This window comes from Clostridium sp. BL-8 (genome assembly GCF_002006495.1).
In the GTDB taxonomy this organism is placed as follows: Bacteria; Bacillota; Clostridia; order Clostridiales; family Clostridiaceae; genus Clostridium.
Genome location: NZ_LZZL01000009.1, coordinates 61746 through 85449 on the forward strand (window position 1 = coordinate 61746; position 23704 = coordinate 85449).

General features: G+C 31.4%; 25 protein-coding genes and 1 pseudogene. 17 read left to right on the forward strand and 9 right to left on the reverse strand.

Annotation, left to right across the window (positions count from 1 at the left end; translation table 11 throughout):
* Position 1 precedes the first annotated feature (1 nt).
* Positions 2-922, reverse strand: coding sequence for a ketopantoate reductase family protein (locus tag CLOBL_RS04130; RefSeq protein WP_077857854.1), 921 nt, complete (start codon positions 920-922; stop codon positions 2-4).
* Positions 923-1277: 355 nt separating this feature from the next.
* Between CLOBL_RS04130 and CLOBL_RS04135 the strand changes: the two genes are divergently transcribed.
* The 3 genes from CLOBL_RS04135 to CLOBL_RS04145 all read left to right on the forward strand — a co-directional run bounded on the left by CLOBL_RS04135 (position 1278) and on the right by CLOBL_RS04145 (position 2693).
* Entirely contained in the window at positions 1278-1787 is a 510-nt protein-coding gene (locus CLOBL_RS04135) for a DUF2975 domain-containing protein (protein ID WP_077857855.1), read from the forward strand.
* A gap of 10 nt (positions 1788-1797) precedes the next feature.
* A complete protein-coding gene (locus tag CLOBL_RS04140; protein WP_009171161.1) occupies positions 1798-2019 on the forward strand; it encodes a helix-turn-helix transcriptional regulator in 222 nt (73 codons plus the stop codon).
* Between the two features lie 68 nt (positions 2020-2087).
* The gene (locus CLOBL_RS04145; RefSeq protein ID WP_077857856.1) at positions 2088-2693 is read left to right on the forward strand and encodes a uridine kinase; all 606 of its coding nucleotides are present in this window, start codon (positions 2088-2090) and stop codon (positions 2691-2693) included.
* A 274-nt stretch (positions 2694-2967) separates the two neighbouring features.
* Here the strand turns inward: CLOBL_RS04145 and CLOBL_RS29125 are convergent, their stop codons facing one another.
* The 5 genes from CLOBL_RS29125 to CLOBL_RS04170 all read right to left on the reverse strand — a co-directional run bounded on the left by CLOBL_RS29125 (position 2968) and on the right by CLOBL_RS04170 (position 7336).
* Positions 2968-3162, reverse strand: coding sequence for a hypothetical protein (locus CLOBL_RS29125; protein ID WP_347472776.1), 195 nt, complete (start codon positions 3160-3162; stop codon positions 2968-2970).
* Between the two features lie 273 nt (positions 3163-3435).
* Entirely contained in the window at positions 3436-3753 is a 318-nt protein-coding gene (locus tag CLOBL_RS04155) for a hypothetical protein (RefSeq protein WP_077857858.1), read from the reverse strand.
* Positions 3754-3931: 178 nt separating this feature from the next.
* Positions 3932-4696 carry a class III extradiol ring-cleavage dioxygenase gene (locus tag CLOBL_RS04160; protein ID WP_077857859.1) on the reverse strand — a complete coding sequence of 255 codons (765 nt, stop codon included), beginning with the start codon at positions 4694-4696 and terminating at the stop codon, positions 3932-3934.
* 160 nt (positions 4697-4856) lie between these two features.
* Positions 4857-6851, reverse strand: a complete 1995-nt coding sequence (locus tag CLOBL_RS04165; RefSeq protein WP_077857860.1) for a methyl-accepting chemotaxis protein — start codon at positions 6849-6851, stop codon at positions 4857-4859.
* Positions 6852-6853: 2 nt separating this feature from the next.
* The gene (locus CLOBL_RS04170; protein ID WP_077857861.1) at positions 6854-7336 is read right to left on the reverse strand and encodes a winged helix DNA-binding protein; all 483 of its coding nucleotides are present in this window, start codon (positions 7334-7336) and stop codon (positions 6854-6856) included.
* Positions 7337-7762: 426 nt separating this feature from the next.
* On the opposite strand from CLOBL_RS04170, the gene CLOBL_RS04175 reads away from it, so the two are divergent.
* From CLOBL_RS04175 to CLOBL_RS04210, 8 genes are all read left to right on the forward strand, one after another.
* Entirely contained in the window at positions 7763-10516 is a 2754-nt protein-coding gene (locus CLOBL_RS04175) for a sigma-54-dependent transcriptional regulator (RefSeq protein ID WP_077857862.1), read from the forward strand.
* A gap of 183 nt (positions 10517-10699) precedes the next feature.
* Positions 10700-11167, forward strand: coding sequence for a PTS galactosamine transporter subunit IIB (gene agaB / locus CLOBL_RS04180; protein ID WP_077857863.1), 468 nt, complete (start codon positions 10700-10702; stop codon positions 11165-11167).
* A gap of 15 nt (positions 11168-11182) precedes the next feature.
* A complete protein-coding gene (agaC, locus tag CLOBL_RS04185; protein ID WP_077857864.1) occupies positions 11183-11983 on the forward strand; it encodes a PTS galactosamine transporter subunit IIC in 801 nt (266 codons plus the stop codon).
* Positions 11967-12770: a PTS galactosamine transporter subunit IID gene (gene agaD / locus CLOBL_RS04190; RefSeq protein WP_077857865.1), complete on the forward strand. Its 804-nt coding sequence runs from the start codon at positions 11967-11969 to the stop codon at positions 12768-12770. The genes agaC and agaD overlap by 17 nt, the downstream gene beginning before the upstream one ends.
* Complete coding sequence (locus tag CLOBL_RS04195) at positions 12770-13213, forward strand: PTS sugar transporter subunit IIA (protein WP_077857866.1); 444 nt, start codon at positions 12770-12772, stop codon at positions 13211-13213. The genes agaD and CLOBL_RS04195 overlap by 1 nt, the downstream gene beginning before the upstream one ends.
* Positions 13214-13499: 286 nt before the next feature.
* Positions 13500-13907 (forward strand): PTS sugar transporter subunit IIA, encoded by a 408-nt coding sequence (locus CLOBL_RS04200; RefSeq protein WP_077857867.1) that lies wholly within the window; start codon positions 13500-13502, stop codon positions 13905-13907.
* Positions 13908-14075: 168 nt separating this feature from the next.
* Positions 14076-14558, forward strand: a complete 483-nt coding sequence (locus CLOBL_RS04205; RefSeq protein ID WP_077857868.1) for a PTS sugar transporter subunit IIB — start codon at positions 14076-14078, stop codon at positions 14556-14558.
* A 2-nt stretch (positions 14559-14560) separates the two neighbouring features.
* Positions 14561-16168 carry a mannose/fructose/sorbose PTS transporter subunit IID gene (locus CLOBL_RS04210; RefSeq protein ID WP_077857869.1) on the forward strand — a complete coding sequence of 536 codons (1608 nt, stop codon included), beginning with the start codon at positions 14561-14563 and terminating at the stop codon, positions 16166-16168.
* A gap of 118 nt (positions 16169-16286) precedes the next feature.
* On the opposite strand, the gene CLOBL_RS04215 is transcribed toward CLOBL_RS04210, so the two are convergent.
* The gene (locus tag CLOBL_RS04215; protein ID WP_077857870.1) at positions 16287-17171 is read right to left on the reverse strand and encodes a 2-dehydropantoate 2-reductase N-terminal domain-containing protein; all 885 of its coding nucleotides are present in this window, start codon (positions 17169-17171) and stop codon (positions 16287-16289) included.
* 162 nt (positions 17172-17333) lie between these two features.
* Between CLOBL_RS04215 and CLOBL_RS04220 the strand changes: the two genes are divergently transcribed.
* Positions 17334-17912: a TetR/AcrR family transcriptional regulator gene (locus tag CLOBL_RS04220; RefSeq protein WP_077857871.1), complete on the forward strand. Its 579-nt coding sequence runs from the start codon at positions 17334-17336 to the stop codon at positions 17910-17912.
* Positions 17913-18051: 139 nt separating this feature from the next.
* Here the strand turns inward: CLOBL_RS04220 and CLOBL_RS04225 are convergent, their stop codons facing one another.
* Positions 18052-18843 carry an EFR1 family ferrodoxin gene (locus tag CLOBL_RS04225; protein ID WP_077857872.1) on the reverse strand — a complete coding sequence of 264 codons (792 nt, stop codon included), beginning with the start codon at positions 18841-18843 and terminating at the stop codon, positions 18052-18054.
* Between the two features lie 475 nt (positions 18844-19318).
* On the opposite strand from CLOBL_RS04225, the gene CLOBL_RS04230 reads away from it, so the two are divergent.
* Both CLOBL_RS04230 and CLOBL_RS04235 read left to right on the forward strand, forming a co-directional pair.
* Entirely contained in the window at positions 19319-20155 is an 837-nt protein-coding gene (locus CLOBL_RS04230) for an AraC family transcriptional regulator (protein ID WP_242953786.1), read from the forward strand.
* 187 nt (positions 20156-20342) lie between these two features.
* Positions 20343-21224: an SDR family oxidoreductase gene (locus CLOBL_RS04235; RefSeq protein WP_077857874.1), complete on the forward strand. Its 882-nt coding sequence runs from the start codon at positions 20343-20345 to the stop codon at positions 21222-21224.
* Positions 21225-21411: 187 nt separating this feature from the next.
* Here CLOBL_RS04235 and CLOBL_RS04240 read toward each other — a convergent pair.
* Positions 21412-21768 (reverse strand): annotated as a pseudogene (locus CLOBL_RS04240) (nitroreductase family protein); the annotation flags it as partial.
* A gap of 246 nt (positions 21769-22014) precedes the next feature.
* On the opposite strand from CLOBL_RS04240, the gene CLOBL_RS04245 reads away from it, so the two are divergent.
* The 3 genes from CLOBL_RS04245 (at position 22015) to CLOBL_RS04255 (ending at position 23501) form a co-directional block, all read left to right on the forward strand.
* The gene (locus CLOBL_RS04245; RefSeq protein WP_077857875.1) at positions 22015-22452 is read left to right on the forward strand and encodes a GNAT family N-acetyltransferase; all 438 of its coding nucleotides are present in this window, start codon (positions 22015-22017) and stop codon (positions 22450-22452) included.
* A gap of 16 nt (positions 22453-22468) precedes the next feature.
* A complete protein-coding gene (locus CLOBL_RS04250; RefSeq protein ID WP_077857876.1) occupies positions 22469-22900 on the forward strand; it encodes an EamA family transporter in 432 nt (143 codons plus the stop codon).
* A 142-nt stretch (positions 22901-23042) separates the two neighbouring features.
* On the forward strand, positions 23043-23501 hold the full coding sequence (locus CLOBL_RS04255; RefSeq protein WP_009171148.1) for a nuclear transport factor 2 family protein: 459 nt from the start codon (positions 23043-23045) through the stop codon (positions 23499-23501).
* The last annotated feature ends 203 nt before the right edge of the window (positions 23502-23704 follow it).

Genomic DNA, 23704 nt, shown 5'->3' on the forward strand with positions numbered 1-23704 from the left:
ATTAAAAATGACGTTCCATTTCCTTGATTTTATCATACAGCATTTGATTTGTAGGGAAAAATAAGCCATGCTTTTTACCTAATGAGAGTACGGTACCTGCAAACAGTTCAACTTCACTGTAGCGTTTAGCCTCTAAATCCTGTCTCATAGATGGTTTCCCCTGAGGGCTAAGGCCTTCTAGAACTAGAAGCCAGTAGTCCAGGTCAGCTTGTGTTAAAAAGACATTTTCCTTTTCTGATAAGAGAAGTACTTCTTTCATAGCGGATATCATAGTATCTCTTGCAGGTCCTTCCTTCAATATACCGCCGTAGTCGCATTCGTAAACAGCTACAGTCTGATTGACACCTACATTTAGCATGAATTTACCCCAGAGCCTTTTTTGCATGTCAACGTCAACGTCATAAGGAAGGCTTACTTTTTTAAAAAATCGTGCTACAGCCTCTACTTTTTCTGATGAATGTATTCCAGGTTTAATGTCACCAAAGCAAATCATTCCCATATGTTCATAGGTAAGTTTATTACCAATTTTAACTGCATCCATTCCTTGAGCCACGCTATAGAGGATATTATCCATACCAAAAGATTGTCCAATGATTTTCTCACTACTTATCCCATTAAGAAGAGACATAATAATAGTATTAGGTCCAACTTGTTTTTTTACAGTTTGTATAGCACTTACCAATCCGTCAAACTTTACGGAAAATATCAGTAAGTCTGCAGGATCGCAATTTACTTCCGGTGTTACATAGTTAAAATCGCAGATTTCTCTGTTGCAATAAACATGTTCTGATTTATATCTGTGAATTCTTTCAGAATCAGCAATAATTCTAAGATCATCTTTTGCCATGTGCTTGGAAAGGTGGTTTCCAAATAAAATACCTAGCGCACCTAAGCCTATAATAGATACTGTTTTAATTTCCATAAACTTTTCCTCCTATGGTTATTTATACTTAACATTATACTATACCAAGGGTATAAGAACAACGTTCTGTCAGCATTATAAGCTGCATTGCGGTAATATTTAAAAATGGTAAAGTTATTGAAAAATATGAAACGGAATTAGTTGAAATCTAATTAGTAAGAGTTTATGTAATATAAGTTCTTATTTTATTTTAAAATACAATCTTTTAACGGTATGTAATATTAATTTGATAAATTCATCAAATAGGCTTAATGCTTACTATGATGAATTACATCATATTTTAATAAAAATTTATTGTAAAACAATAAATGATTTGTTATTATATTACTGATAATAAATAAATGAGGTGCTTTTTATGAAACTAGAGACAATACCATTTTTGAAGAAACTAGGATCAACACTATTTTTAAAGATAGCTGTTATACTTATTGGAATACCAGTTCTTGCTTTGTGTATATTTTTGGTGCCATATATAGGAGATTATGCGGCGGGTTTGTATCCGAATATTGCTTATATGAAATATCTAGTTTTAATCGATTTATATGCAACAGCAATACCTTTTTACTTGGCTTTATATGAGACTTTTAAACTTTTAAGCTATATTGACAAGAACAAAGCTTTCTCAGAATTATCTGTAAAGGCTTTAAAGAATATAAAATATTGTGCAATCACATACAGTAGCTTATATATAATAGGCATGCCGCTATTTTATCTCATAGCAGAGGTAGACGATGCTCCAGGTATTATATTAATTGGATTGCTCTTTATTTTTGCAGCAATTGTAGTTGCAGTTTTTGCAGCCGTACTCCAAAAGCTTTTAAAAGAAGCTATAGATATAAAATCAGAAAATGACTTAACGATTTGAGGTGGATAACATGGCGATTATAATCAATATTGATGTGATGCTAGCTAAAAGAAAAATGAGTGTAACAGAACTTACAGAGAAGGTTGGAATAACAATGGCTAATCTTTCTATCCTTAAAAATGGAAAAGCAAAGGCCATTAGATTTTCGACTTTAGAGGCAATATGTAAAGCCTTGGATTGTCAGCCTGGCGATATTATAGAGTATAGAAGTGACATAGATACTCAAAAATAGAACAAACTTAATCATAGATGATGAATTACATATGTGAAAATGTTAAAAGTGTATTTTTGGAGGAAATAATGAGTGAAGCACGTAAACCACTAATTTTTAGTGAATATAAAGATGTATTTGAGGTAATTAAAAATTTATTAAAAGATAATGAAAAGCTAGTAATAGCAATTGATGGACGATGTGGCGGCGGGAAGAGCTCTTTAGGAACAATGCTTACAGAAGAGTTTGACTGCACACTTTTCCACATGGATGATTTTTTTCTGCCTTTTGAGATGAAAACTTCAGAAAGATTAAGCAAGGCTGGTGAGAATGTTCACTATGAGAGATTTGAGGAGGAAATATTAAAGCCTGTAAAAAATAATAAGCCTGTAGTATACAGGAAGTATCTATGTAATAAGTGGGAGTTTAGCCAGCCTATTAAAGTAAAAACTAAGAACTTAACCATAGTTGAGGGAAGCTATAGTCTTCATCCAGCATTAAGAAATTATTATGATTATAAAATTTTTATAACTGTTGATCCAAAGGTGCAGTATGAGCGGATTTTAAAACGTAATGGTAAAGAAAAGCTGCAGGATTTTCTAAATAAATGGATTCCCATGGAGGAGCATTATTTTAAAGAACTGGATATTAAAAATCAATGTGACTTAATACTTGACACTACAATGATAGAATAGATGAAAAGTTTACAATATTGAAAGAAACACTACAAGTTTTTTAGATCTTTATGTAGTGTTTTTTTATTTACCTATTATAGAAATAATAGTTTTTTTGATTATTGTTAACTATGAAATTATAAATTTTATAACCTATAAATGTACCAATTATTCTCACAAGTGTTATGTCTAAACTTATTATGTCTACAACATAAATATTAATAAAATAATATTTGTAGAAAATATATAGTGTATAAATTTAACGTAATAAAAAAAGACACTTTAAAAGTGCCTTTTATGACAATACTACGCTTCCGGTTCCATAAATTATAAGTGAATAGTCATAATTAAGAGGCGGTAAAACCTGTTGAGGAATTGTAGGACCTAATCTTACTAGTGCATGTATAGTCTGACTAGCATCAATAACTATAATGATAGCTTTATCGTTAGGAGAGGTCATTTTTGCAGTAATAGGACTGCCTATCAGCAAATTAGTATCCCTCGCATTATAAATACCTTGAGTTAGTGTTCTAGTTTGCTCAGCAAAAGCGTGTATGGTATTCAGGTTAAGAAATAAAACTGAAAGAATAGAGAATATAACAATAAATCTTTTCATTAGCTTAACCACCTTAAAAATTATTATTATCGAACTTAAATGTACTGTTATTATGTGAAATTAAGGAATAAATATTCATAAAACTGTAGAAATTGTATATAAATAAAAAGATCCTATAAGGTGTCATTTAATAAGGAACTGCAAATTTTAGTAAGGGAACGTTAGCTCTCCTTTACCCAATATTACAACTCTATCAGAGCTTCTAATAGTTTTAAGAGGATGTTTTATTGAATGAGGTTCTAATGATAGTGCTTGTTGTACCTTTTGATCAGAATCGAATACAATAATGAATCCGTTATAATCAGAGACATTTTGAACATTATACGAAACATTCTCTAATAATCCTAAGTCGTTTATATTATAAAAACCTTCTTTAAATGCTTTTTGTTGTGCTACACTGGCTATCGCATTCATATTAAGTGACAGAAATAAAAAAATAGAAAATATAGAGAAAATTCTTTTCAATTTATAATCACCCTTTATAATTTAATACTGAAATAGTTGAAATCCCTTATCTTTATTTTGTGAAAGTTAAAGGAATATATGCAAATATAAATAAAAATTTAATAAACAATTCTAAAGTAAAATAAAAGACACCTATGAGGGTGCCTTCCATTTTTATAAAACATGCAGTTGAAACTATCTAAAATTCATAACAAAGATAACTTAGGTTTCCTAATTGATAATTTCTAAAGATAACTTTAGGGGTTAATTGGGGGCTGCTGCCTAAAGCTATAAATAGTGGGACAAGATGATCTGCAGTTGGAACTGCAAGGTTTGCGTTAGGAGCATCTTCTCGATAGTTATTAAGGGCACTAAAATCTTTATTTTCTATTTTTTCAATCAACCAATCATCAAATTCTTTAGCCCAGGAATCAGCGGTATCCTTATCAAAATCAACTAATCTTAGATTATGAACTGTATTTCCACTTCCAAGAATCAAAATATCTTCTTCAGCCAGTTCCCTAAGAGCACTACCTATTTTAATTTGAGTATCAATAGGCAGAGTATAATTTATAGAAACTTGAACAACTGGGATGTTAGCTTCTGGATAAAGATGTTGTAAAAGAGTCCATGCACCGTGATCTAGGCCTCTTGTCAAATCTGTCTTTACAACAACACCTGAAGTAATTAATTTTTTTTGAACTTTTTCTGCAATAGTGCTGGAACCTTTTGCAGGATATTTAATTTTATAGAGTTCTTCTGGAAAGCCATAAAAATCATATATAGTATCATAGTTAGAATCAGAAACAGAAATAGTAGTTGTTTCAGTAGTCCAATGAGATGTGAAAACAACTATAGCTTTTGGACTAATAGAACGTCCAAGGCTATTTAAAAATTTAGTATATGTGTTTTGCTCAATTGCCATCATAGGTGAACCGTGAGCTAGAAATAAAGGTTTAATCATAAAAGACACCTCCAAATATTTTTATTAGATTAAATATATTGCATAAATAATTATTTAAGAATAAATGATTTCTAAAAGAAATCAGCAGTAATTAATTATTAGTATGAATCCTTGCAATATATAAGTTGTAAGGATTACCTTAAATTAAGCGTTAATGTAACTAAACTGTAAATTTACTCTGCTCATTTATTAATTTTTTTGTCATATTATTCAAGGTAGCAGCAGTTGATGCTACATCATTAGATAAATTGTGCATTTCATCAGTAGAAGCAGATATTTCTTCAGCTGAAGCAGATATTTCTTCAGCTATGGCAGATGTAGTTTCAATTTTATCAAGAATATCTGTCTTTTCACTATTTATTTCTATAGCCGACATATTTGCAGCTTGTACTTTTGGAATTATAGTTTTAATAACATCAAGTATATTTTCAAATGAGCTTATGGTCTCGTTTATAATGTTAACTTGATTGTTAAGATTTGCATTCATGTTATTTGTATCTTTTGTTATTATATCAGTATCATTAGAGATATCAGATATTAACTTACTAATATTTTGAGATGATGACTTTGTTTGCTCTGCTAAAACTTGTACCTCATTTGCTACTACTCCAAACCCCTTACCTGCTTCACCAGCATTGGCAGCTTCTATAGATGCATTTAATGCTAATAAGTTAGTTTGATCTGCTATTGAATTAATTATTTGTACTATGTTATTTATTTCTTTTACATTGCTGTTAAAGGTAAATATTTTATTAGATAAAGTTTTAAAGGATAAGCTTATGCTGTTTACTGCATCCATTAACAATTTCATACTTGAACTGCTGCTATTTGCAAGATCATTCATTGTTATTGTATTTTTATCTATATCCTTAATGTTCATTACTATGTCTTCAAGTTTACTACTGAAAGTATTTAAAATTGTAGTAATTTCAACTAGATTATTGGCTTGAGAATTAATTCCAATTGCCACTTCCTGAATTGAACCTGACACATTATTAGAAGATGAAAGCATATTTTGAGATATAGTTGATAAATTACTAGAGTTTTCATCTATTATTATGGAATTATCGTTAGAGATTTTGATCATGGCTCCAATTGAGCTTTGCATAGTATCCATAGAGTTAGCCATATCACCAATTTCATCTTTGAAATATAAATATTTTCTATCTATTTTATTAGTAAAGTTTCCAGTAGCTAATATATTTAAAGAATTAGAAGTATATTTGATTCTTGCAGATAATCTATTAGAAATAATATAAATTACAAGAATTCCTATAATCAAAAACAATATAGATGTAATAGTTATTGAAAATTTTAGAGAGTCAAGTTCTGACAAAAGTTCGGATTTTTCTAAAATGACAACTACAGACCATTTTTCCTTTTCAATTGGAGCGAAGCCTCCGTAAGATTCTTTTCCACCAAAAGTATATAAACTTAAACCAGTTTCACCGGCTATCATTCTTTTTTGCATGTCAGCGATGCCTGCTAAATCAGGATCTTTTTCCCCTTCTTTGATAGAATTGTATTGATTTAAGGGCATACTTGGATCTTTATAAGCAATACTATTACTTTGACTATTAATCATATAAGCACTTCCAGTTTTGCCAAAGGAAATCTTCTTAATCATCTCGCTAAGTTCCATTCCATCTCTAACTGATACTAATACACCTATAATTGAAGCATCATTTTTTATTGGTACAGAATATACCATTGTCATTGCAGTTTTTCCTTCATTAACTACAGGATCATCAATGAAGTTTTCTCCGGATACTGATTTTTTAAAATAAGTAGTATCTTTTATATTAGCCTTTTCACCAGTAGTATACGTAATGTTACCATTTAGATCAGCATATCCCATTTTAATACTGCCATTTCTTTTGGCTTCAGCCTTTAAAATTTCCATTAATTTATCGGGCTCATCATTGTTTAATGAAGCGATTTTGGCGGTTACTTCCAGTGAATTTAATTGATTGTCTAAATTGGCCTGAATAGTATTAGAAGCCTGGATGGCTATTTCCGGTAATGTCTTTGTAATATTTGATACTAAAGCATTAGAAGCATTAATATAAGAAATAATTCCAAAGCCACTACTTACAAATAAAAGTAATATACTTATCAAAATAATTAATTTTGCTTTTATAGTTTTCATAAACATAATTAGATCAACTCCTTAATATTTTTCTTATCTGCATATAGATTACGCATTTTTACAAGCAACTTTTGAGCTTTTAATAGTGAGTGAGATAACTCAATTATTTCTTCTTCAGAAAGAACATTAAATCTTTCTAAAAAGATATCTTCTTCATTTGCAGCAATAGATGAAATAAGATTTAATGCCTTATTTGATAGGGATAAATAAATTATCCTTTTGTCTTTTTCATCTTGTTTTTTTATTAAATAATCAAGATTATATAAAGCATTAATACTTCTACTCATATTTGGTACAGATATGTTTAATTTCTTACTTATTCTTGAGACTGTAGTCTTACCTTCAAAATGAATAAAATTTAATATTTTAGAAAAAAGAGGAGTGATTTCTGTATTAGTTAAGTCTGGAATAAGATTCATAAATTCAGCATTAAATAAGCTGTAAAAGTTCACCATATTTAAAATTAATTCTTGAGCATCATTTTTAGTCATATGAAATCTCCTTTAATAATCATTATTGTTTAAAAGTATTCTACCAAAATAGTTATCATTTGACAACTATTTTTCTGATTTAATTTCAGATTTGCATAAATGTACCTATTTAGATATAAGTTCTAATTGAAATAATACATTTTATTAAAATATTAGTTTTAGAAATTTTGAAAACTTTCAGCATTCATGTTGTGAATTCTCGAATGTACATTGTTAATTTAAATTTATATAGCTAAGATTTATCATATTTAGTTATTAATTTTTAACAGTCTTATTAGTGTATTGATTAATTATTTTGGATAGAAAAAATTTAGAATTATTTCTTGCCAGATACTAAATCTGTGCTAAAATGTTAATAAATTATGAAATAGGATACTTAGTGTATAATTCAGCTATATGATAATCAAAAAGTTAGGAGGCAGGTCTGTGACTAATAAAGAAAAGATTAAAGAGAAATTGAAAGAACTTTCTTTGAAAATAGACGGAAGCAGAGAATACGGGTTAGATGCTTTAACTATAGCAGATAACCTTAAGCTTCAAAGAAATCTAGTAAGTCACGTGTTAAATGAGCTGACAAAAGAGGAAGAAGTAATAAAAATAAATAAGAGACCTGTTTACTTTATAACCAAAGAAGTATATGAAGAAGATAGAGATAAATTTAAATTAATTGCTGAGTATTTTAAGGAAGGTAGTAAATTAAGCACTAATAAAAAAGAAACAGACGACTTTGATGAGCTTGTAGGAGCTAAAGGAAGTTTAAAGGAGATTGTTAAGCAGTGTAAGTCAGCAGTATCATATCCTCCAAATGGATTACCATTTTTACTTATTGGAAGTTCCGGGGTAGGAAAGAGTTTCTTAGCACAAAAGGTATATGATTATGCAAAAAACAGCAGTTATATAAAAGCTGATGCACCCTTTGTAGTGTTTAACTGTGCGGAATACGCAAATAATCCGGAATTATTTTCTGCAATATTATTTGGAGCAATTAAGGGGGCTTATACTGGAGCAGATAGTGATAGGATAGGACTTATTGAAAAAGCAAATGGTGGATATCTCTTTTTAGATGAAATACATCGCTTACCACCAGAAGGTCAGGAAAAATTATTTTTATTTTTAGATAAAGGCGTGTTTAGAAGACTTGGTGAAACAGAAAAAAAGAGAAATGCTAATGTAAGATTGATTTTTGCAACTACAGAAAGTTTTGAAAATAAATTCTTACAAACATTTTTAAGACGGATACCTTTAAAAATAAAGATACCAAACTTTAAGGAAAGACCCTTAAAGGAAAAATTTGATCTTATAGAATATTTTTATAAGAAAGAAGCAGTAAATATAAGTAGAGATATTATAGTAAACAGTCAGGTTATAAATATATTGATTAATAGTAATGCTCAAGGAAATATTGGAAAACTTATAAATGCTATAAAGCTTAGCTGTGCTAATGCATTAAATAGTATCATTGAGAATAATAAAGAAACATTAAAAGTAAAAATCAATAATCTGCCAAGTGATATTATTGATAAAGATGAAGATATTGAATTAAACAACTTAAATATAAAGGATATGTTTATAAGCTGCCTGGAAAAAAGTGATCAAAATTATATTACTATGCATTCTAATAAAGTTTCTGAAATCACTGAAGAATTAAATGAAAATATTAAAGAATTAAAAGAAAACAGTATAACAATTGATGAGTTTATTCTTAAAGGCATGGTAATATTTAATAAATTAATAGATCATATTGTATTTAATGAAAAATATAAAAGCTTAAAAAATGTTATATATAAATCAATAGAAAAAAACATTGAAAATACACTGCATTTTATGAACATAAATTATGGAATAGATTATTTAGCTGATAGTCCAGAAATCATAGCTAATCTTATAGCATATTTTGTTGAATTTCAAAATGAAGGTTATAATGAAGAAGTTGCTTTTATAGTTGAAGAAATGAGCAAAAGGTTCCATAAAGAATATGTACAGGTTTTAAAACTGATAAAAGATATAGAGGATAATTTAGACTTAGAAATAAATAAAACAGCTGAATTATATATGCTTATTTATATAAAGTCACTAGATAAATCAAGTAAAAGCAATCTTAATGCAATAATTATAGCTCATGGTTACTCGACTGCCAGCAGTATTGCAGGGGTAGCTAATAGATTGTTTGGCAAATATATTTTTGAACCGTTTGATATGCCAATGGAAAGCTCTCCATTAGATATAAGTGCAAAGATTTTAGAATATGTAAAAACAATAGATACGTCTAAAGGTCTTCTTATACTTATTGATATGGGATCTCTTGAGACTATATATATTTTGCTGGAAAACGAGGTATATGGAGATATAGCTATAGTAGATAATGTTTCTACTAAATTAGCCTTAGACGTTGGAAGCAGGATACTTAAGCTTCAGCCATTAAAACAAATTGCAGATGAAGCAGCAAGGAAAAATGTGAGTAAAGTAAATTATATAGAATCCAATAAAAAGAAAACAGATGTTATAATAACAACCTGTATAACAGGCATTGGGACAGCAAGTAAAATTAAAGATTTGTTAAATAAATGTTTTAGTGAAGACGAGGTAAAGGTTACAGCTTATGATTATGAGAGTTTAAAAGAAAATGGTAAAGAAGATTTTGTATTTAAGCAATATAATGTAAAACTTATTATTGGTACAAATGACCCTCAGATAAATGGTGTTCCTTTCATATCTTTAGAAAATCTGATAATGAAAAAAGCAGATGTAGTTCTTGCTAATACCTTAAAAGGAATTGTAGATAATAACATAATAGAAAAAATAAATAAGGAAGCCATTAAGTTATTCACTTTAGAAAATGTTTTGAATTACTTAACAATACTAAATCCAGATAAAATAGTTGATCAAGTGGAAGATGCACTTATAACTTTGGAAAGAAGCTTGGGGTTCAAATTAGAGAATGATTTAAAAATCAGTTTATATATACATATCAGCTGCATGATTGAGAGATTAGTTATAAAAGATCCTATTATGAATTATAGGGATTGTGAAAGTTTTGAGAAGTGTCATGTACACTTCATAAAATTGACTCAAAAAGCCTTTAGTGTAATAGAACACTTCTATAGAGTTGAGATACCTATATCTGAAATAGGTTTTATATATGATAGCATAAAAAATAAAGTGAAAAATTTTGATATGTAAAAAGAAAATTTTAAATATAAGAAAAGTGAGTGATTATAAGGGGTAACAGAACTTGAATGCGTAGTTTGTAAATAAAAATAGAATATTTTATATTGTAAAACTCGTGTTAAGTAGTAAGTATGTACACTACTTGGCACGAGTTTTGCTTTATATAATTACATAAAATAAAAAGGGGGATTAAAAATGCCAAATATATTAATGACAAGAATCGATAACAGATTAGTACATGGACAAGTAGGTGTTACTTGGACAACAGCCTTAGGAGCAAACTTGCTTGTAGTTGTAGATGATGTTGCAGCAAGTGATCCAGTACAGCAGCAATTAATGTCAATGACAGCAGAATCATCAGGTGTTGGGATCAGATTTTTCACAATTCAAAAGACAATAGATGTCATACACAAAGCGGCACCAAGTCAAAAAATATTTATTGTTTGCAAAACACCGGAGGTTGCAAGAAAATTAGTTGATGGTGGTGTTCCAATAAAAGAATTAAATGTTGGAAACATGCACTTCTCAGAAGGAAAGAGAGCAATCACTAAAAAGGTATATGTGAATGATAAGGATGTAGAAGATTTAAAGTATATCGAATCAAAAGGTGTAAAGGTATTTGCTCAAGATACACCTGGAGATATAAAAAATAGTATTGAATAATAAGGGGGAATTATAATGCATAGTATAACGTTAATACAAGGTATTCTTCTTTCAGTTATGGCAGTCATAGTAGGATTTGACTTTTGGCTTGAAGGACTTTATATTTTTAGACCAATAATAGTATGTACACTAACAGGAATTATTTTAGGAGATGTTACGACAGGACTCGTAGCAGGAGGACTTACTGAATTAGCTTTTGCTGGACTTACACCAGTAGGAGGAACTCAACCTCCAAATCCGATACTAGCAGGTATTATGACAACTGTTATAGCCTATACGACTGGAGCAGATGTTAAAGCTACAATAGGACTTGCACTACCTTTTAGTTTCTTAATGCAATATGTGATTCTTTTCTATTATTCAGCATTTTCAGTATTTATGAATAAAGCAGATAAGTATGCAGAAGAGGGAGATACTAAGGCATTCACGAAATTAAATTTAATGACAACTCTCATTGTTGGTTTAACTTATGGAGTTATAGTGTTCTTATGTACGTATGTAGCTCAAGAGCCAATGAGAGTTTTGGTAGATAATATGCCTGCGTGGTTAAAACATGGTTTTGAAATAGCAGGAGGAATCTTACCAGCAGTTGGATTTGGACTATTACTTAGAGTAATGCTCAAGATTGAATATGTACCATTTTTAATAATAGGATTTTTAGTAGCTTCTTTTGTTCAATTTTCAAATTTATTGCCAGTAGCATTAATAGGAGCAGCACTTGCTTTATATGGATATATTAATGACAAAAATAAAGGGCAGGCTGCTAGTGTTGCAGTGAGCAATCAAGGAGGAGAAGATTATGAAGATGGAATCTAACAATAAATTAACTAAAAAAGATCTTAGAAAGCTTGCCTTTAGATCGGTTTTGCTTCAAGCGAGTTTTAACTATGAAAGAATGCAGGCAGCAGGCTGGACTTGTGCTTTATTACCCTTCTTAAAGAAAATTCATAATAATGATAAAGAAAAAGTTTCACAATCTATGAAAGATAATCTGGAGTTTATTAACACTAATCCAACCCTTGTAGGCTTTCTTATGGGATTAATTTTATCTTTAGAAGAAAACAGTGAAGATAGAAGTCTTATAAAAGGTTTAAAGGTAGCTTTATTTGGACCTCTTGCAGGTATTGGAGATGCACTTCTTTGGTTTACATTATTACCTATAGTTGCTGGTATCAGCGCTTCTTTTGCAAGTCAAGGCAGTATACTTGGACCTATTTTATTCTTTGCAGTTTATGTATGTGTATTTTTATCTCGTATTATATGGACAACAGCAGGATATGATCTTGGAGTCAAGGCTATTGATATATTGAAAGAAAACTCGAAAGCAATTTCAAAAGCAGCGACAACTCTAGGAGTTACTGTAATTGGAGGATTGATTGCATCTTATGTTCACATTACATTATTATCACAAATTGTAATCACTGAAGATCATGCTATATCTTTACAAACTGATTTCATAGATAAAATACTTCCAAATTTATTGCCAATGGGATACACATTGCTTATGTTCTACTTATTAAAAAAGAAAAATGTTAATCCTACTATTTTAATATTAATAACTTTTGCATTAGCCATAGTATTAGCAGCATTGGGGGTATTATAATGACTACCAATGTAATCATAGTAGGCCATGGAAATTATGGTACAGGTATTGAAAGTTCCATAAAGCTTTTAGCAGGGCAGACTGAAGGGGTTGAATTTATAGATTTCTTAGAAGAAGACACAGATGTAACTCTAAAAGATAAAATAAGTAAGGCTATAGCTAATGGGGAAACAGCTAAAACTTTATTTGTTTGTGATCTTCTAGGTGGAACACCTTTTAAAGTATGTGTAGAAATTTCTTATGAGAAGGAGAATATGGAAGTTGTAGCTGGATGTAATATAGGAGCGATTTTAGAAACAATATTACTTAAAGATACAATGGAAATAGGAGAATTAGCAGATAACATTGTAAAAGGTACTAAAGACACTGCGGTAAGATTTTTAAAAGTTAAACCAGCAGAAGCAGCCGGTAATGATGATTTATCTTTTGAAGATGGTATATAACTTAGTTGATTTTAATTAAATATTATATTGAATAATGACTGTCTCAGGATTAAAATATAAAAATAATTCTGAAATAGTCATATTCTATATAGAGATGACTTCAAGAAAAATTATAAATCAGAAGTGGTTGAGGCTTAAAGAAGTAAATATGAGAATCTTAAGAATTGCCAAAATGAGTTAAGAATAAATAAGTTCAAGCTGATTTTATCTATGTAGTTAGCAAAGTAAGAAAAGGTATGGTAATATATAATAGATAATTGTAAAAACATATCTTGAGGTGTATTAAATGGTTGGTATAATAGCAATTTCACATGGAAGCTATGCAAAAGCTTTAATAAATTCGGTTGAAATGATACATGGTAAGCAGAAAAAAATAAGGACTATTTGTCTTGAAGGAAATAATAGTATAGAAAGTTTAAAAGAAAAGATAGATAGGACTATTGAAGAGCTAAATGTGGAAGAAATTTTAATACTTGTAGACATATTAGGGGGAACACCTTATAATGCGGCATGCTTATTTATGGATAGAAAAAATATAAATGTTATTACAGGAATGAATATGCCTATGATTGTGGAAATAATACCATATATGGTGCAAGATTTAGATAAAATATCTAGTTTAGCGGAACACTTTGGCCAAAGTGGTGTGGTTAATATAAGAGAACGATACAATAAGGCACATGAAAATAAATAACAAGTCCAAGGTTGCCTGATGGAAAATAGGCTGGCAAATGGACTTGGATTTATTTGATTGTGACTAATATACAAAAGTAAAACATAATATAGAGAATACGAGTTCATTATGCTGAAGTTCTTTATAATAAGACTGAGAAAATGGCAAAGTCTGAAAGGAAGTGGGATAGTGTTAAAAATAGTTAGATTAGATGACAGATTAGTACATGGACAGCTGATAAATAATTGGTGCACTTATGAAAATATAACTGAAATAATAGTTATAAATAAAGAAGTGGCAGGAAATGATATAAGAAAAACTTTTATAGAACTATCCGTCCCTGAAGATGTAAAAATAATCTTTTGTGACACTTTAAAAGCATTAGAAATTTACGAAGAAGAATGTGAATATGAAGAAGTAATAATGGTTTTCGGAAATCCTTTTGAAATTCTTGAATTCATAGAGGCTGGGGGAAAGATAAGAATTTTAAACATCGGAGGAATGTCATTTAAGAAAGATAAGAAGAAAATAGACACTAATCTTTACTTAGATAACGAAGAGCTGGAGGCATTAAATAAAATTGCAAATTTTAATGTTGAGATAGAGATTAGAATTCTGCCTACGGATAAGAAGACAGATTTTTTTAATACTCTAAAAACAAGGAGAAGGTAGTAATGTCATTAACACAAGCCTTACTTTTATTTTTGTTTTCCTCAATTTGCGGGATTGGATCTGCTTCAGAGGAATTTCAAACTCATAGACCAATAATTGCAGCTACACTTGTTGGAATAGCTTTAGGAGATATAAAGACAGGGGTTATGATTGGAGCACAAATGGAATTAATAGCTCTTGGATGGATGACTATTGGAGTAGCAACACCACCGGATGCAACTTTAGCTTCCATAGTAGCAGCTATATTATGTATATTAGGAAAGCAAAGTATTGGAGTAGCTATAGGAATAGCACTTCCATTAACTGTTGTAGGACAAATGATGTTCGTATTGCAGAAGGGAATTGTAGATGTTACAGTAATGCATTGGGCCGAAAAAGGTGTTGATAAAGGAGAACTGTGGAAAATCACGGCAGCACATTTTTTTACAGCGATCCCTAGTGCCTTAAGAATGGCAATTCCAACAATGCTCGTAGCATTTTTTGTTGATGCTAATATAATAAATAATATGATGAGCTTTGTGCCAGAAGCTATACCTAAAGGGCTTCAAGTTGCCAGTGGATTCTTAGTTGTGGTTGGATATGCTATGATACTTAAAATTTTAAATGTAAAAGAAATGGCGGCTTTTTTTCTAATGGGATTCCTAGTAATGACCTTTTCAAGTATGACCTTAGTTGGATTAACTCTTCTAGGGATTAGTTTGGCATTAGTATATTTACAAATTTCAAATATGCTTGATAAAGGAAATAGAGCAAGAGTTAAGAGAGAGAGTTCAAAGGAAAAACATGAAGACGAAATAAAGATAAAAATAACTAAAAGAGATTTAAGAAAAGTATTCTGGAGAAGTCAATTTTATCAATTGTCTTGGAATTATGAGCGTCTGCAAAATCTTTGCTATTGTTATTGTATGATGCCGATTCTAAGAAAATTATATAGGACAAAAGAAGAGTTACAGAAAGCTGTCAAAGTGCATCTTGAATATTTTAACTGTCAGCCTTTTCTTTCAAGTATAATACTTGGAACCAATATTGCAGTCGAGGAAAATATGCAGGAAACAGTAGATGAAGCAGGTGTGGTTCAAATAAAAATAGCACTAATGGGACCTCTTGCAGGGATTGGAGATCCAATAATCTGGGGAATAATAAGGCCTGTAATAGCGGCAGTATGCGCAGGAATAGCTCTAAATGGAAATGTTGCTGGACCGATCTTATTTTTTGTAATAATAAACATTATTAGAATTATAATAAGATATAATGGATTAATGATTGCTCATAGAGAAGGAACCAATCTTATTAATAAATTAAAAGGAGCTGTACCTAGGTTTAGAAGCGCATTAATAGTACTCACTTATACTGTAATAGGAGGATTAGTAGCGAAATGGACGACAATAAAAGTTCCATTTGTACTATATACTTTGACTCATGGAGATGGAACTGTAACTAATTACACAGTTCAGGAACAATTAGATAACATAATGCCTAATTTACTTCCGTTAGTATTAACCATTCTAGTATACTGGCTGCTCCATAAAAAAGTGTCGCCTCTTATTTGTATGATTAGCTTAATGATATTTGGAATTGCTGCATATGCCTTAGGTATTTTAGGAGTATAATGAAAAATTTTATTATATTTCTGCCATACAAAAAGCCCTCGAGAATATGAGGGCTTTTTACAATTAAAGGCATTATAGTTATTTTTAATATAGTTTAGAATTAATCTGGCTGCGGAGCTTAATGAATTGCCTTATGGAACAGCTCATCCAATAATAATATTTCTGCTTTTGCGCTTACAGCATGATTTCCAAGCAAAACATCAATTGTAAAATCATTGCTTAGCATCTGTCGGTACATGGCGATAATATCATTCTCTGATAATTCTCCCATTGATTTTGCTTCAGGTGGGATTACTGGAATTCCTGCATTAGCTACAGTGTATAAATTTTGCTTTAATTCTTTGGCAATCTTAAGTAAAGTGCTTTCACTCTTTGCTGTTTCTACATCCATTACACCAGTATTAGTATAAAAATGTTTAATAACTATAGCGGACGCCGTATGGGAAATATGGAATGCTTTAATGTTTTCTTGTATTTCATAATGCAGATTCGATGCTTCAAATATATGAGAAAGATCTTTCACTCTTTCAGTAATTTCTCCAGTTATTTCACCGAAAATTGTTCCTTGATGCTTTTCAGAACCAAACTGGGCGTACAGAATACCATCTTTCATGTCGCCGCCTGCACCTGGAAATCCAGGGAGTAATCTATCACCTACAATTTCAAGCCAACGGTCATATCCCATAGTATTGGTTAGGGTAATAATGGTTTTACTATGATTATTCTTAATTGCAGAGAGTGCAGTTTCAGCTTGATCATAACGCACTGGAACAAAGATAAAATCGTAGATATCATCATCTTCTAGCGTTTCAATGGTCTTAATAGATATGTTTTTTATGACTCCGTTATCGTTATAGCTCAATCCATCCCTTTTAAGAGCTTCAAGTCTTTTTCCTCGAGCTAATAATGTAACATCAAGTCCTGATTGTGCAAATCTAAGTGCATATATACTGCCAACAACACCGGCACCAAATATTAAAATTCTTTTTTGTTTTATGTTCAATACTATCATTCCTCTCAAGAAATTAGTTACACGTTGTCTAAGCAACATGTGTGTGATATCATCATAATACGGTACTCTTATGAGTACAACCAGCAGATTAAATGAAAAGTTGCTTAAACAACAGATTTTGAAATTTGATGTTTTAGAAAGGAAGATTACAAGATGATAAATCAAGATGATCCAAGGGTTTTGCGCACGCGACAATTAATAAAGGAAGCGTTTGGTACTTTGCTACAGAAGAAAGAATTCGATGCAATTACTATAAAAGATATCGCACAAAAGGCTGCTATTAACCGTGCTACCTTTTATGCTCATTATGAAGATAAATATGCTTTGTTAGAAGATATTATAGAACAGGCTTTTAATAAAATGTTTCCTAAGCAAATTCTGGATGCTCAGGAGTTTACAGATGAAATATGCAACAAATTAATCATAATGACGTACAATTACATATTAGCTTTTTATAAGACATGCAGAATGGATTCTAAATCTATTGCAACTCTTGTTGACGAGAAAATAAGAAATATGCTTAAGCAAATGTTAGAAAGCATATTTTTGAAAGGGGATACCTTTAGAACAAAAGATAACCTTAATATAAAGATGATTTCAGCTATGACATGTTCAGCCATTTATGGAGGTGCATATTCCTGGTTTAAGGATGGTGAAAATGATCGAACTGATTTGCTTGTAGATATTGTGAGACCTTATGTAATGAAAGGGTTGGATATGTATCGAAATTAAGATGAAAGTTTAAAAATAAAACCAAAATTCGATTAAATGCGAAAACCTATGCTAAAAGTAAAATTAAAGCATAGGTTTTTTGTTATAAGTTTTTTATAAAGTAACTTGAATTATTTTTTTTGGAATGTTAACAGATATTTCAGTCATTTACATTTGGATGCAAGTAATATTGTGAAATAACTTTATGACCAATATCAGGATGTGTATAACGCCCTCTATCCTGCGTCTTATTTTCGTAATTGATGGCTCGCTTTGGACAGTGTTGAATGCAGGCCATACAACATTCGCATTCTTGATGGAATACAGGTTTTCCATCCTCTAACGTTATATTTTTTGCAGGGCAAACAGCCTGACATATCCCACAGGAAACACAATCATTATTCACATTATAGCCACTATTGCTGCTATGAATCATAGCTATAAATGTATCATATTTCTCTTTATCAGACGCATCTAAGCTTGGAATAGGAATATGCTCTTTGGCAACAATACTATCAATTATTGGTTTGGTATTAATTTCAGCCATTTTTAAAATGTCGTTGACTTCTGTAGGCATGGGATACCCTGTTACCGCATTAGGGTACGAAATAATTTTGGCACCATAGTTCAACTGTAAACCTCTCTGCTTAAGTAAATTGTTCATTTGTGAAATAACAGCACCATTGTTTCCAGCGTATGTCGCTACACAAAAAATGTAAGTATCACTTAGATCTGAAAACTTCATTTCGTGGACAAAGTTTGCCACCATTGATGGTGGACCTCCAGCATAATTAGGAAAAACAAATCCTATACGTTCATAACCAGAAGGTATCTCTAATAGAGTGTCCTTGTAAATTGCAACAAGTTCGCAATTTGGTAATGCTTTTTCAATGTCTTTTGCAACTTTAAGACTGTTTCCTGTACCAGTGAAAAAATAAATTCTATTTTTCATACGTATTGCTCCTTGTATTTTTTGTTAATTTTTTTGCACTAATTGAGATTGTTATCTGATTATAATCCAATTATTACAAATGGAATCTATATTCCAGATATTAATATTATACGGAATATAGATTCCATTTGTCAATATTTAATTTTTCGAGTAAACTAAATTAAAAAAGAAAATATATAGTTTATTTAATTTTAGAAGCTCCTTAAAATAAGTATCGTTTTTTGTTTTGCAGCTTGTTTATTGAGATAGTAGTTGAAAGAAAAATGTAGAGCTTATGGATATGAATAAGCATTATATTGAAATAAATTTAGATAGATGATTGATATTCAGGAAGGGCGATTTAGTAATGTTAGATAAATATAATGAAGAACAATGGATAGCTAGTCAACAAGCATCAACGGAAATGAATAGGCTAGCGGACTTAATCTACAATAATTCTCCGCAGGATGGTACCTTTAGTCACCGTATTCCTGGTTTGCATACCAGGCGCTATTCAAAAATAAGCAAGGAGTGGGGAAGATCATTTTACTTTCCTTCTGTGATAATTGTAGCACAGGGAGTAAAGGCCGTTAGGATAGGAAAGGAAACTTTTCAGATAGGTAGAGGATGTATCTTAATGATTCCTGTTGGGGTACCCGTTGCGCTAAAGACTATACAGGCTACTTCTAAAGAGCCGTTTTTAGCCATTGGATTAACTCTAGAGCCCGAAAAGATAGCAGAATTTGTCTCAAAAGTTTATCCCAAAGGGATACCATACGTGCCGGTACGAAATGCAGGGTATACCACAAACGCTGATGAAGGTATTATTAATTCAGCGGCGAGGCTTGTGGAATGTTTGCAAAATTTTAGTGATACAGAGTTAATTGCTCCAATAATCAAAGATGAGATTTTAATGCGGCTTTTACGCAGCTCTATAGGTATTCAAATTGCTGAAATAGGCTTTGCAGACTCGAAGGTACAACATATTGCAAAAGCTATCCAATGGCTATTAAACAATTTCTCAAGTCCAATGAAGGTTTCTGATTTGGCGATGATTTCAAATATGAGCGTTTCTGTTTTTCACAAGCATTTTAAAGAAGCAACATCTATGAGTCCGTTGCAATATCAAAAAGCATTACGTTTACAGGAAGCTAGACATCTTATGTTATCTAAGAAAATGGATGCAACCACCGCATGTCAGTTAGTAGGCTATGCAAGTGCATCGCAATTCAGTCGAGATTATAGCAGTTATTTTGGAAATCCGCCCAAAAAAGATATTGCTATATTATATCAGCAGCTTAAAAAAACTGATGAAGCACATGATATTGAGTAGGAGAAATATCTTTGCGATAAGAGAATCAGGCAATAAGTTGAGAGGAAGCAGCAACAATTTTTTTGAGAACTAGCTTATAATGAATCTAGAGTAATTCATCTGACTAGGCTAAACACTATTAATTTTTATGTGCCTTAGGTTAAGTAAGATTTAACTCTAAATTAATAGAATTTAGGAGGAATTTATAATGCGTGTTTTTGTTACAGGAGCAACAGGTTTCATTGGATCTGCTGTTGTTAATGAATTAATTGGTGCAGGTCATCAGGTAGTAGGGCTTGCACGTTCTGATAAGGCAGCCGAAGCATTACTAGCTGCGGGTGCGAAGGTACATCGTGGCTCACTTGAGGATCTTGATAGCTTGCGCAGTGGAGCATCTACTGCTGATGGTGTTATTCACTTAGGATTTAGCAATGATTTCTCAAATTTGGCTAATTCATGTAAACAAGATTGCATTGCAATCAAAACACTAGGAGAAGCCCTCAAAGGATCAAATAAGCCGTTAGTTACCACTTCAGTGATTACACTTCTTAAGTATGGGGGTATTGGAACAGAAAAAGATGAAACTGATCCAAAGTCAGTCGGAGCACCTCGTATTGCTTCGGAAGAAACTGCACTTTCATTTGCAGATCAAGGTGTACGCGTTTCAGCGGTGAGACTTGCGCCATGTGTGCATGACGAAAATCGTCAAGGATTTGCTACAGCTTTGATGTATATTGCTCGTGAAAAAGGAATTTCGGCTTATGTTGGTAATGGACTCAACAGGTGGCCAGCTATACATAGACTGGATGCAGCAAAATTATTTAGAATGGCATTAGAAGCAGCACCTACTGGTTCGTGTTTGCACGGTGTTGGCGAAGTAGGCATACCTTTTAAGGACATTGCGCAGACAATCGGACGCAGTCTGAACTTACCGGTTAAAAGTATTTCCAAGGAAGCTATAGATAAGCATTTTGGGTGGCTTGCACAGTTTACAATAAGTGATAATCCAACGTCCAATGCTCTTACACAAAAGTGGTTAGGTTGGAAGCCTGAGGGACCAACGTTGATTTCTGATTTGGAAAAGAAATAAATTCAATGAAACCTTCCTAATTCCTCATTTTCTAGGCTTTCTTTGTCAAAAAAATTCTATATTTTCCTGTACAATAAAAAACGGCCGATAATAAGTCGGCCATTTTTTATATAATTATTTAAATTATAGTCACATTCTAATAATATAAAATTGTAAATTAATGCAAACTATATAATTTATTTCTTTATTATTTTCCCCAAGAAACTTGCAATGGATTTCTATCTACCAAACGTTTATAGGTGTATTTCGGAAAACCAACCATCAGTCCGCCTGTAACCTTCATATTTTCTGGCAAGTTCAAAATATCAAGTAATGGTTTATAACCAGAATCGGCACAAGCGTTAAAAAAACCAGTAATGCATGTCCCGAGACCAATTGAAGTCGCATAAAGTTCAGCATATGCGAGTGAAAAGAGCGTACTGTCGTGACCTGTTGATGAAGAGTTTTTATTAACTATTGGTATAACTAGACAAGGAGCATCACGCAGTACAACATCTTCACCAGTCTCACGGTAACGGGCTACGTGTGCGGCAAATGGTGCTTCAAAATGAAGTCTATTTTTTAATGCCTCTTAAAATATTATTTATATATAGTAAACGACAGCTTCGACATATTTCAACTTCTCAATATGGTTGAAATTATTTATGGAAGTGTTATAATAGGTACGAAAATAAAAAAGCTTTATTTCTTTGTCGCCGGATAAAGATAATAATAAGCGTTTAAACATCACACCGCAGGCCTTTGAAAGTGTGATATTTAAACGCTTTTGTTTGTTTTAAGGAGGATTGTTATGTTAGAAGAAAATAATTTTATAACTGTTAAACATTATAATTCATTGTGTGAAGAAGCAAAATATATTAGAACAGAAGTGTTTATGAAAGAACAAGGTTTTAAAAATGAATTTGATGGATGGGATAATAAAGTATCACATGTAGTATTATTTATGGATGGAAAAGCAGCCGGTACTGGAAGACTATTGCCTGGAGAAAAGAAAAGTATTTTTGTTATAGGCAGAGTGGCAGTATTAAAGAAGTATAGAAAGCTGCATTTGGGAAGTGCAATCATAAATGAATTAGAAAAGTTAGCGAAAACATCGGGTGGATTAAGTATTGAATTGTCAGCACAATGCACTGCACAAGGTTTTTATGAAAATTTAGGGTATGTTGCAAGTGGAGAACCATATTTAGATGAATTCTGTGAACATATTCATATGGAAAAGCAATTATAATGAGAGGAGATTGATCATGTCATTTAAGTATATTATTCCGATTATTATAATTATTGTATCTAATGTTGTTTATCATGTTACAACTAAGAATATACCCAAAGAAGTAAATTCCTTTTTATCATTAGCAATAACTTATATGACGGGGATGATTGTAGCTGTAGCAATGTATTGCGTGACATCTAAACAAAATAATATTTTAACTGATATACATAAAATAAATTGGACAAGTTATGTTGTTGGATTAACAATTGTAGGGGTGGAAATGGGATTTCTTTATATGTACAGATTAGGCTGGGATATTAGTAAAGGTTCACTTATTACAAGTGTGTCATTGGCGATATTATTAATTATTATTGGTGCATTATTTTATAAAGAACATATTGGTTTATATCAAATAGTAGGAATTGTATTCTGCATAGTAGGTTTGATTTTTGTAAATTTTAAATAATATCATATTAGATATCTTAAAACTAGATGTTGACAGCGGAATGATGATTCCGTATAATATGAATCATAAGCGGAATGATAGTTCTGTTTATCTTAGCCATCGTTCCTGTAGCTTAAATATATTATTAAAGAAGGGAAAATACATGTCTGATATGAAAAATACTAAATCAATGGATGGCCAGCCATTGGATGAGCAACATGATTTTATGGGAGCCGCTGAAGTTTTTGAACAAATGCTTCAAATGTACAAAGATGGGAATCCTCAATCTTTGATTGAACTAATGGCTGAAGATGCAGTTATGGAATTTCCGTTTGCTCCACCTGGACGACCACAGAAGGTAGAGGGAAAGAACAATATAATTAAGTACTGCCAGGCAATTATGGAAAACGTCACAATCACAAATTTTACAGATGTTGAGATACATCGAATGATTAATCCAAACTGTGTTGTAGTAGAAATGACAGGTCACGGAATCATGAGAGCAACTGGAAATGCTTATGAAAGGCGATATATTGAGGTCTGTCACACAAAGAATGGACGTATCCAACTCTTTAGGGATTATTGGAATCCTCAAGAATCTCCTAGTACTAAACAAGGATAACGAGAAAATTGATTAAGGAAAATAAACATAGCGGAACCGCTTGCTTCGTGGTAGGCAGTTGAGATGCTAGAAATAGAGCATAAAGTATACGATAAGCAGGGAGCGGCCATAAACCGCTCTTTTTGCTTTTTAATATTTTGAACTTTTGATTTATTTGTAGTTAAATTTATATATTTTTTATAGTACAAAATTTAATGGCTAGC

What these genes read in the sequence shown, in the direction of transcription:
- CLOBL_RS04235 (WP_077857874.1), top strand. Translation starts at nt 20,343, where the DNA reads ATGCGTGTTTTTGTTACAGGAGCAACAGGTTTCATTGGATCTGCTGTT.
- CLOBL_RS04130 (WP_077857854.1), bottom strand. Translation starts at nt 922, where the DNA reads ATGGAAATTAAAACAGTATCTATTATAGGCTTAGGTGCGCTAGGTATT.
- CLOBL_RS04245 (WP_077857875.1), top strand. Translation starts at nt 22,015, where the DNA reads ATGTTAGAAGAAAATAATTTTATAACTGTTAAACATTATAATTCATTG.
- agaC (WP_077857864.1), top strand. Translation starts at nt 11,183, where the DNA reads ATGCATAGTATAACGTTAATACAAGGTATTCTTCTTTCAGTTATGGCA.
- CLOBL_RS04200 (WP_077857867.1), top strand. Translation starts at nt 13,500, where the DNA reads ATGGTTGGTATAATAGCAATTTCACATGGAAGCTATGCAAAAGCTTTA.
- CLOBL_RS04195 (WP_077857866.1), top strand. Translation starts at nt 12,770, where the DNA reads ATGACTACCAATGTAATCATAGTAGGCCATGGAAATTATGGTACAGGT.
- CLOBL_RS04170 (WP_077857861.1), bottom strand. Translation starts at nt 7,336, where the DNA reads ATGACTAAAAATGATGCTCAAGAATTAATTTTAAATATGGTGAACTTT.
- CLOBL_RS04250 (WP_077857876.1), top strand. Translation starts at nt 22,469, where the DNA reads ATGTCATTTAAGTATATTATTCCGATTATTATAATTATTGTATCTAAT.
- CLOBL_RS04210 (WP_077857869.1), top strand. Translation starts at nt 14,561, where the DNA reads ATGTCATTAACACAAGCCTTACTTTTATTTTTGTTTTCCTCAATTTGC.
- CLOBL_RS04225 (WP_077857872.1), bottom strand. Translation starts at nt 18,843, where the DNA reads ATGAAAAATAGAATTTATTTTTTCACTGGTACAGGAAACAGTCTTAAA.
- CLOBL_RS04160 (WP_077857859.1), bottom strand. Translation starts at nt 4,696, where the DNA reads ATGATTAAACCTTTATTTCTAGCTCACGGTTCACCTATGATGGCAATT.
- CLOBL_RS04140 (WP_009171161.1), top strand. Translation starts at nt 1,798, where the DNA reads ATGGCGATTATAATCAATATTGATGTGATGCTAGCTAAAAGAAAAATG.
- agaD (WP_077857865.1), top strand. Translation starts at nt 11,967, where the DNA reads ATGAAGATGGAATCTAACAATAAATTAACTAAAAAAGATCTTAGAAAG.
- agaB (WP_077857863.1), top strand. Translation starts at nt 10,700, where the DNA reads ATGCCAAATATATTAATGACAAGAATCGATAACAGATTAGTACATGGA.
- CLOBL_RS04135 (WP_077857855.1), top strand. Translation starts at nt 1,278, where the DNA reads ATGAAACTAGAGACAATACCATTTTTGAAGAAACTAGGATCAACACTA.
- CLOBL_RS04255 (WP_009171148.1), top strand. Translation starts at nt 23,043, where the DNA reads ATGTCTGATATGAAAAATACTAAATCAATGGATGGCCAGCCATTGGAT.
- CLOBL_RS04165 (WP_077857860.1), bottom strand. Translation starts at nt 6,851, where the DNA reads ATGTTTATGAAAACTATAAAAGCAAAATTAATTATTTTGATAAGTATA.
- CLOBL_RS04145 (WP_077857856.1), top strand. Translation starts at nt 2,088, where the DNA reads ATGAGTGAAGCACGTAAACCACTAATTTTTAGTGAATATAAAGATGTA.
- CLOBL_RS04220 (WP_077857871.1), top strand. Translation starts at nt 17,334, where the DNA reads ATGATAAATCAAGATGATCCAAGGGTTTTGCGCACGCGACAATTAATA.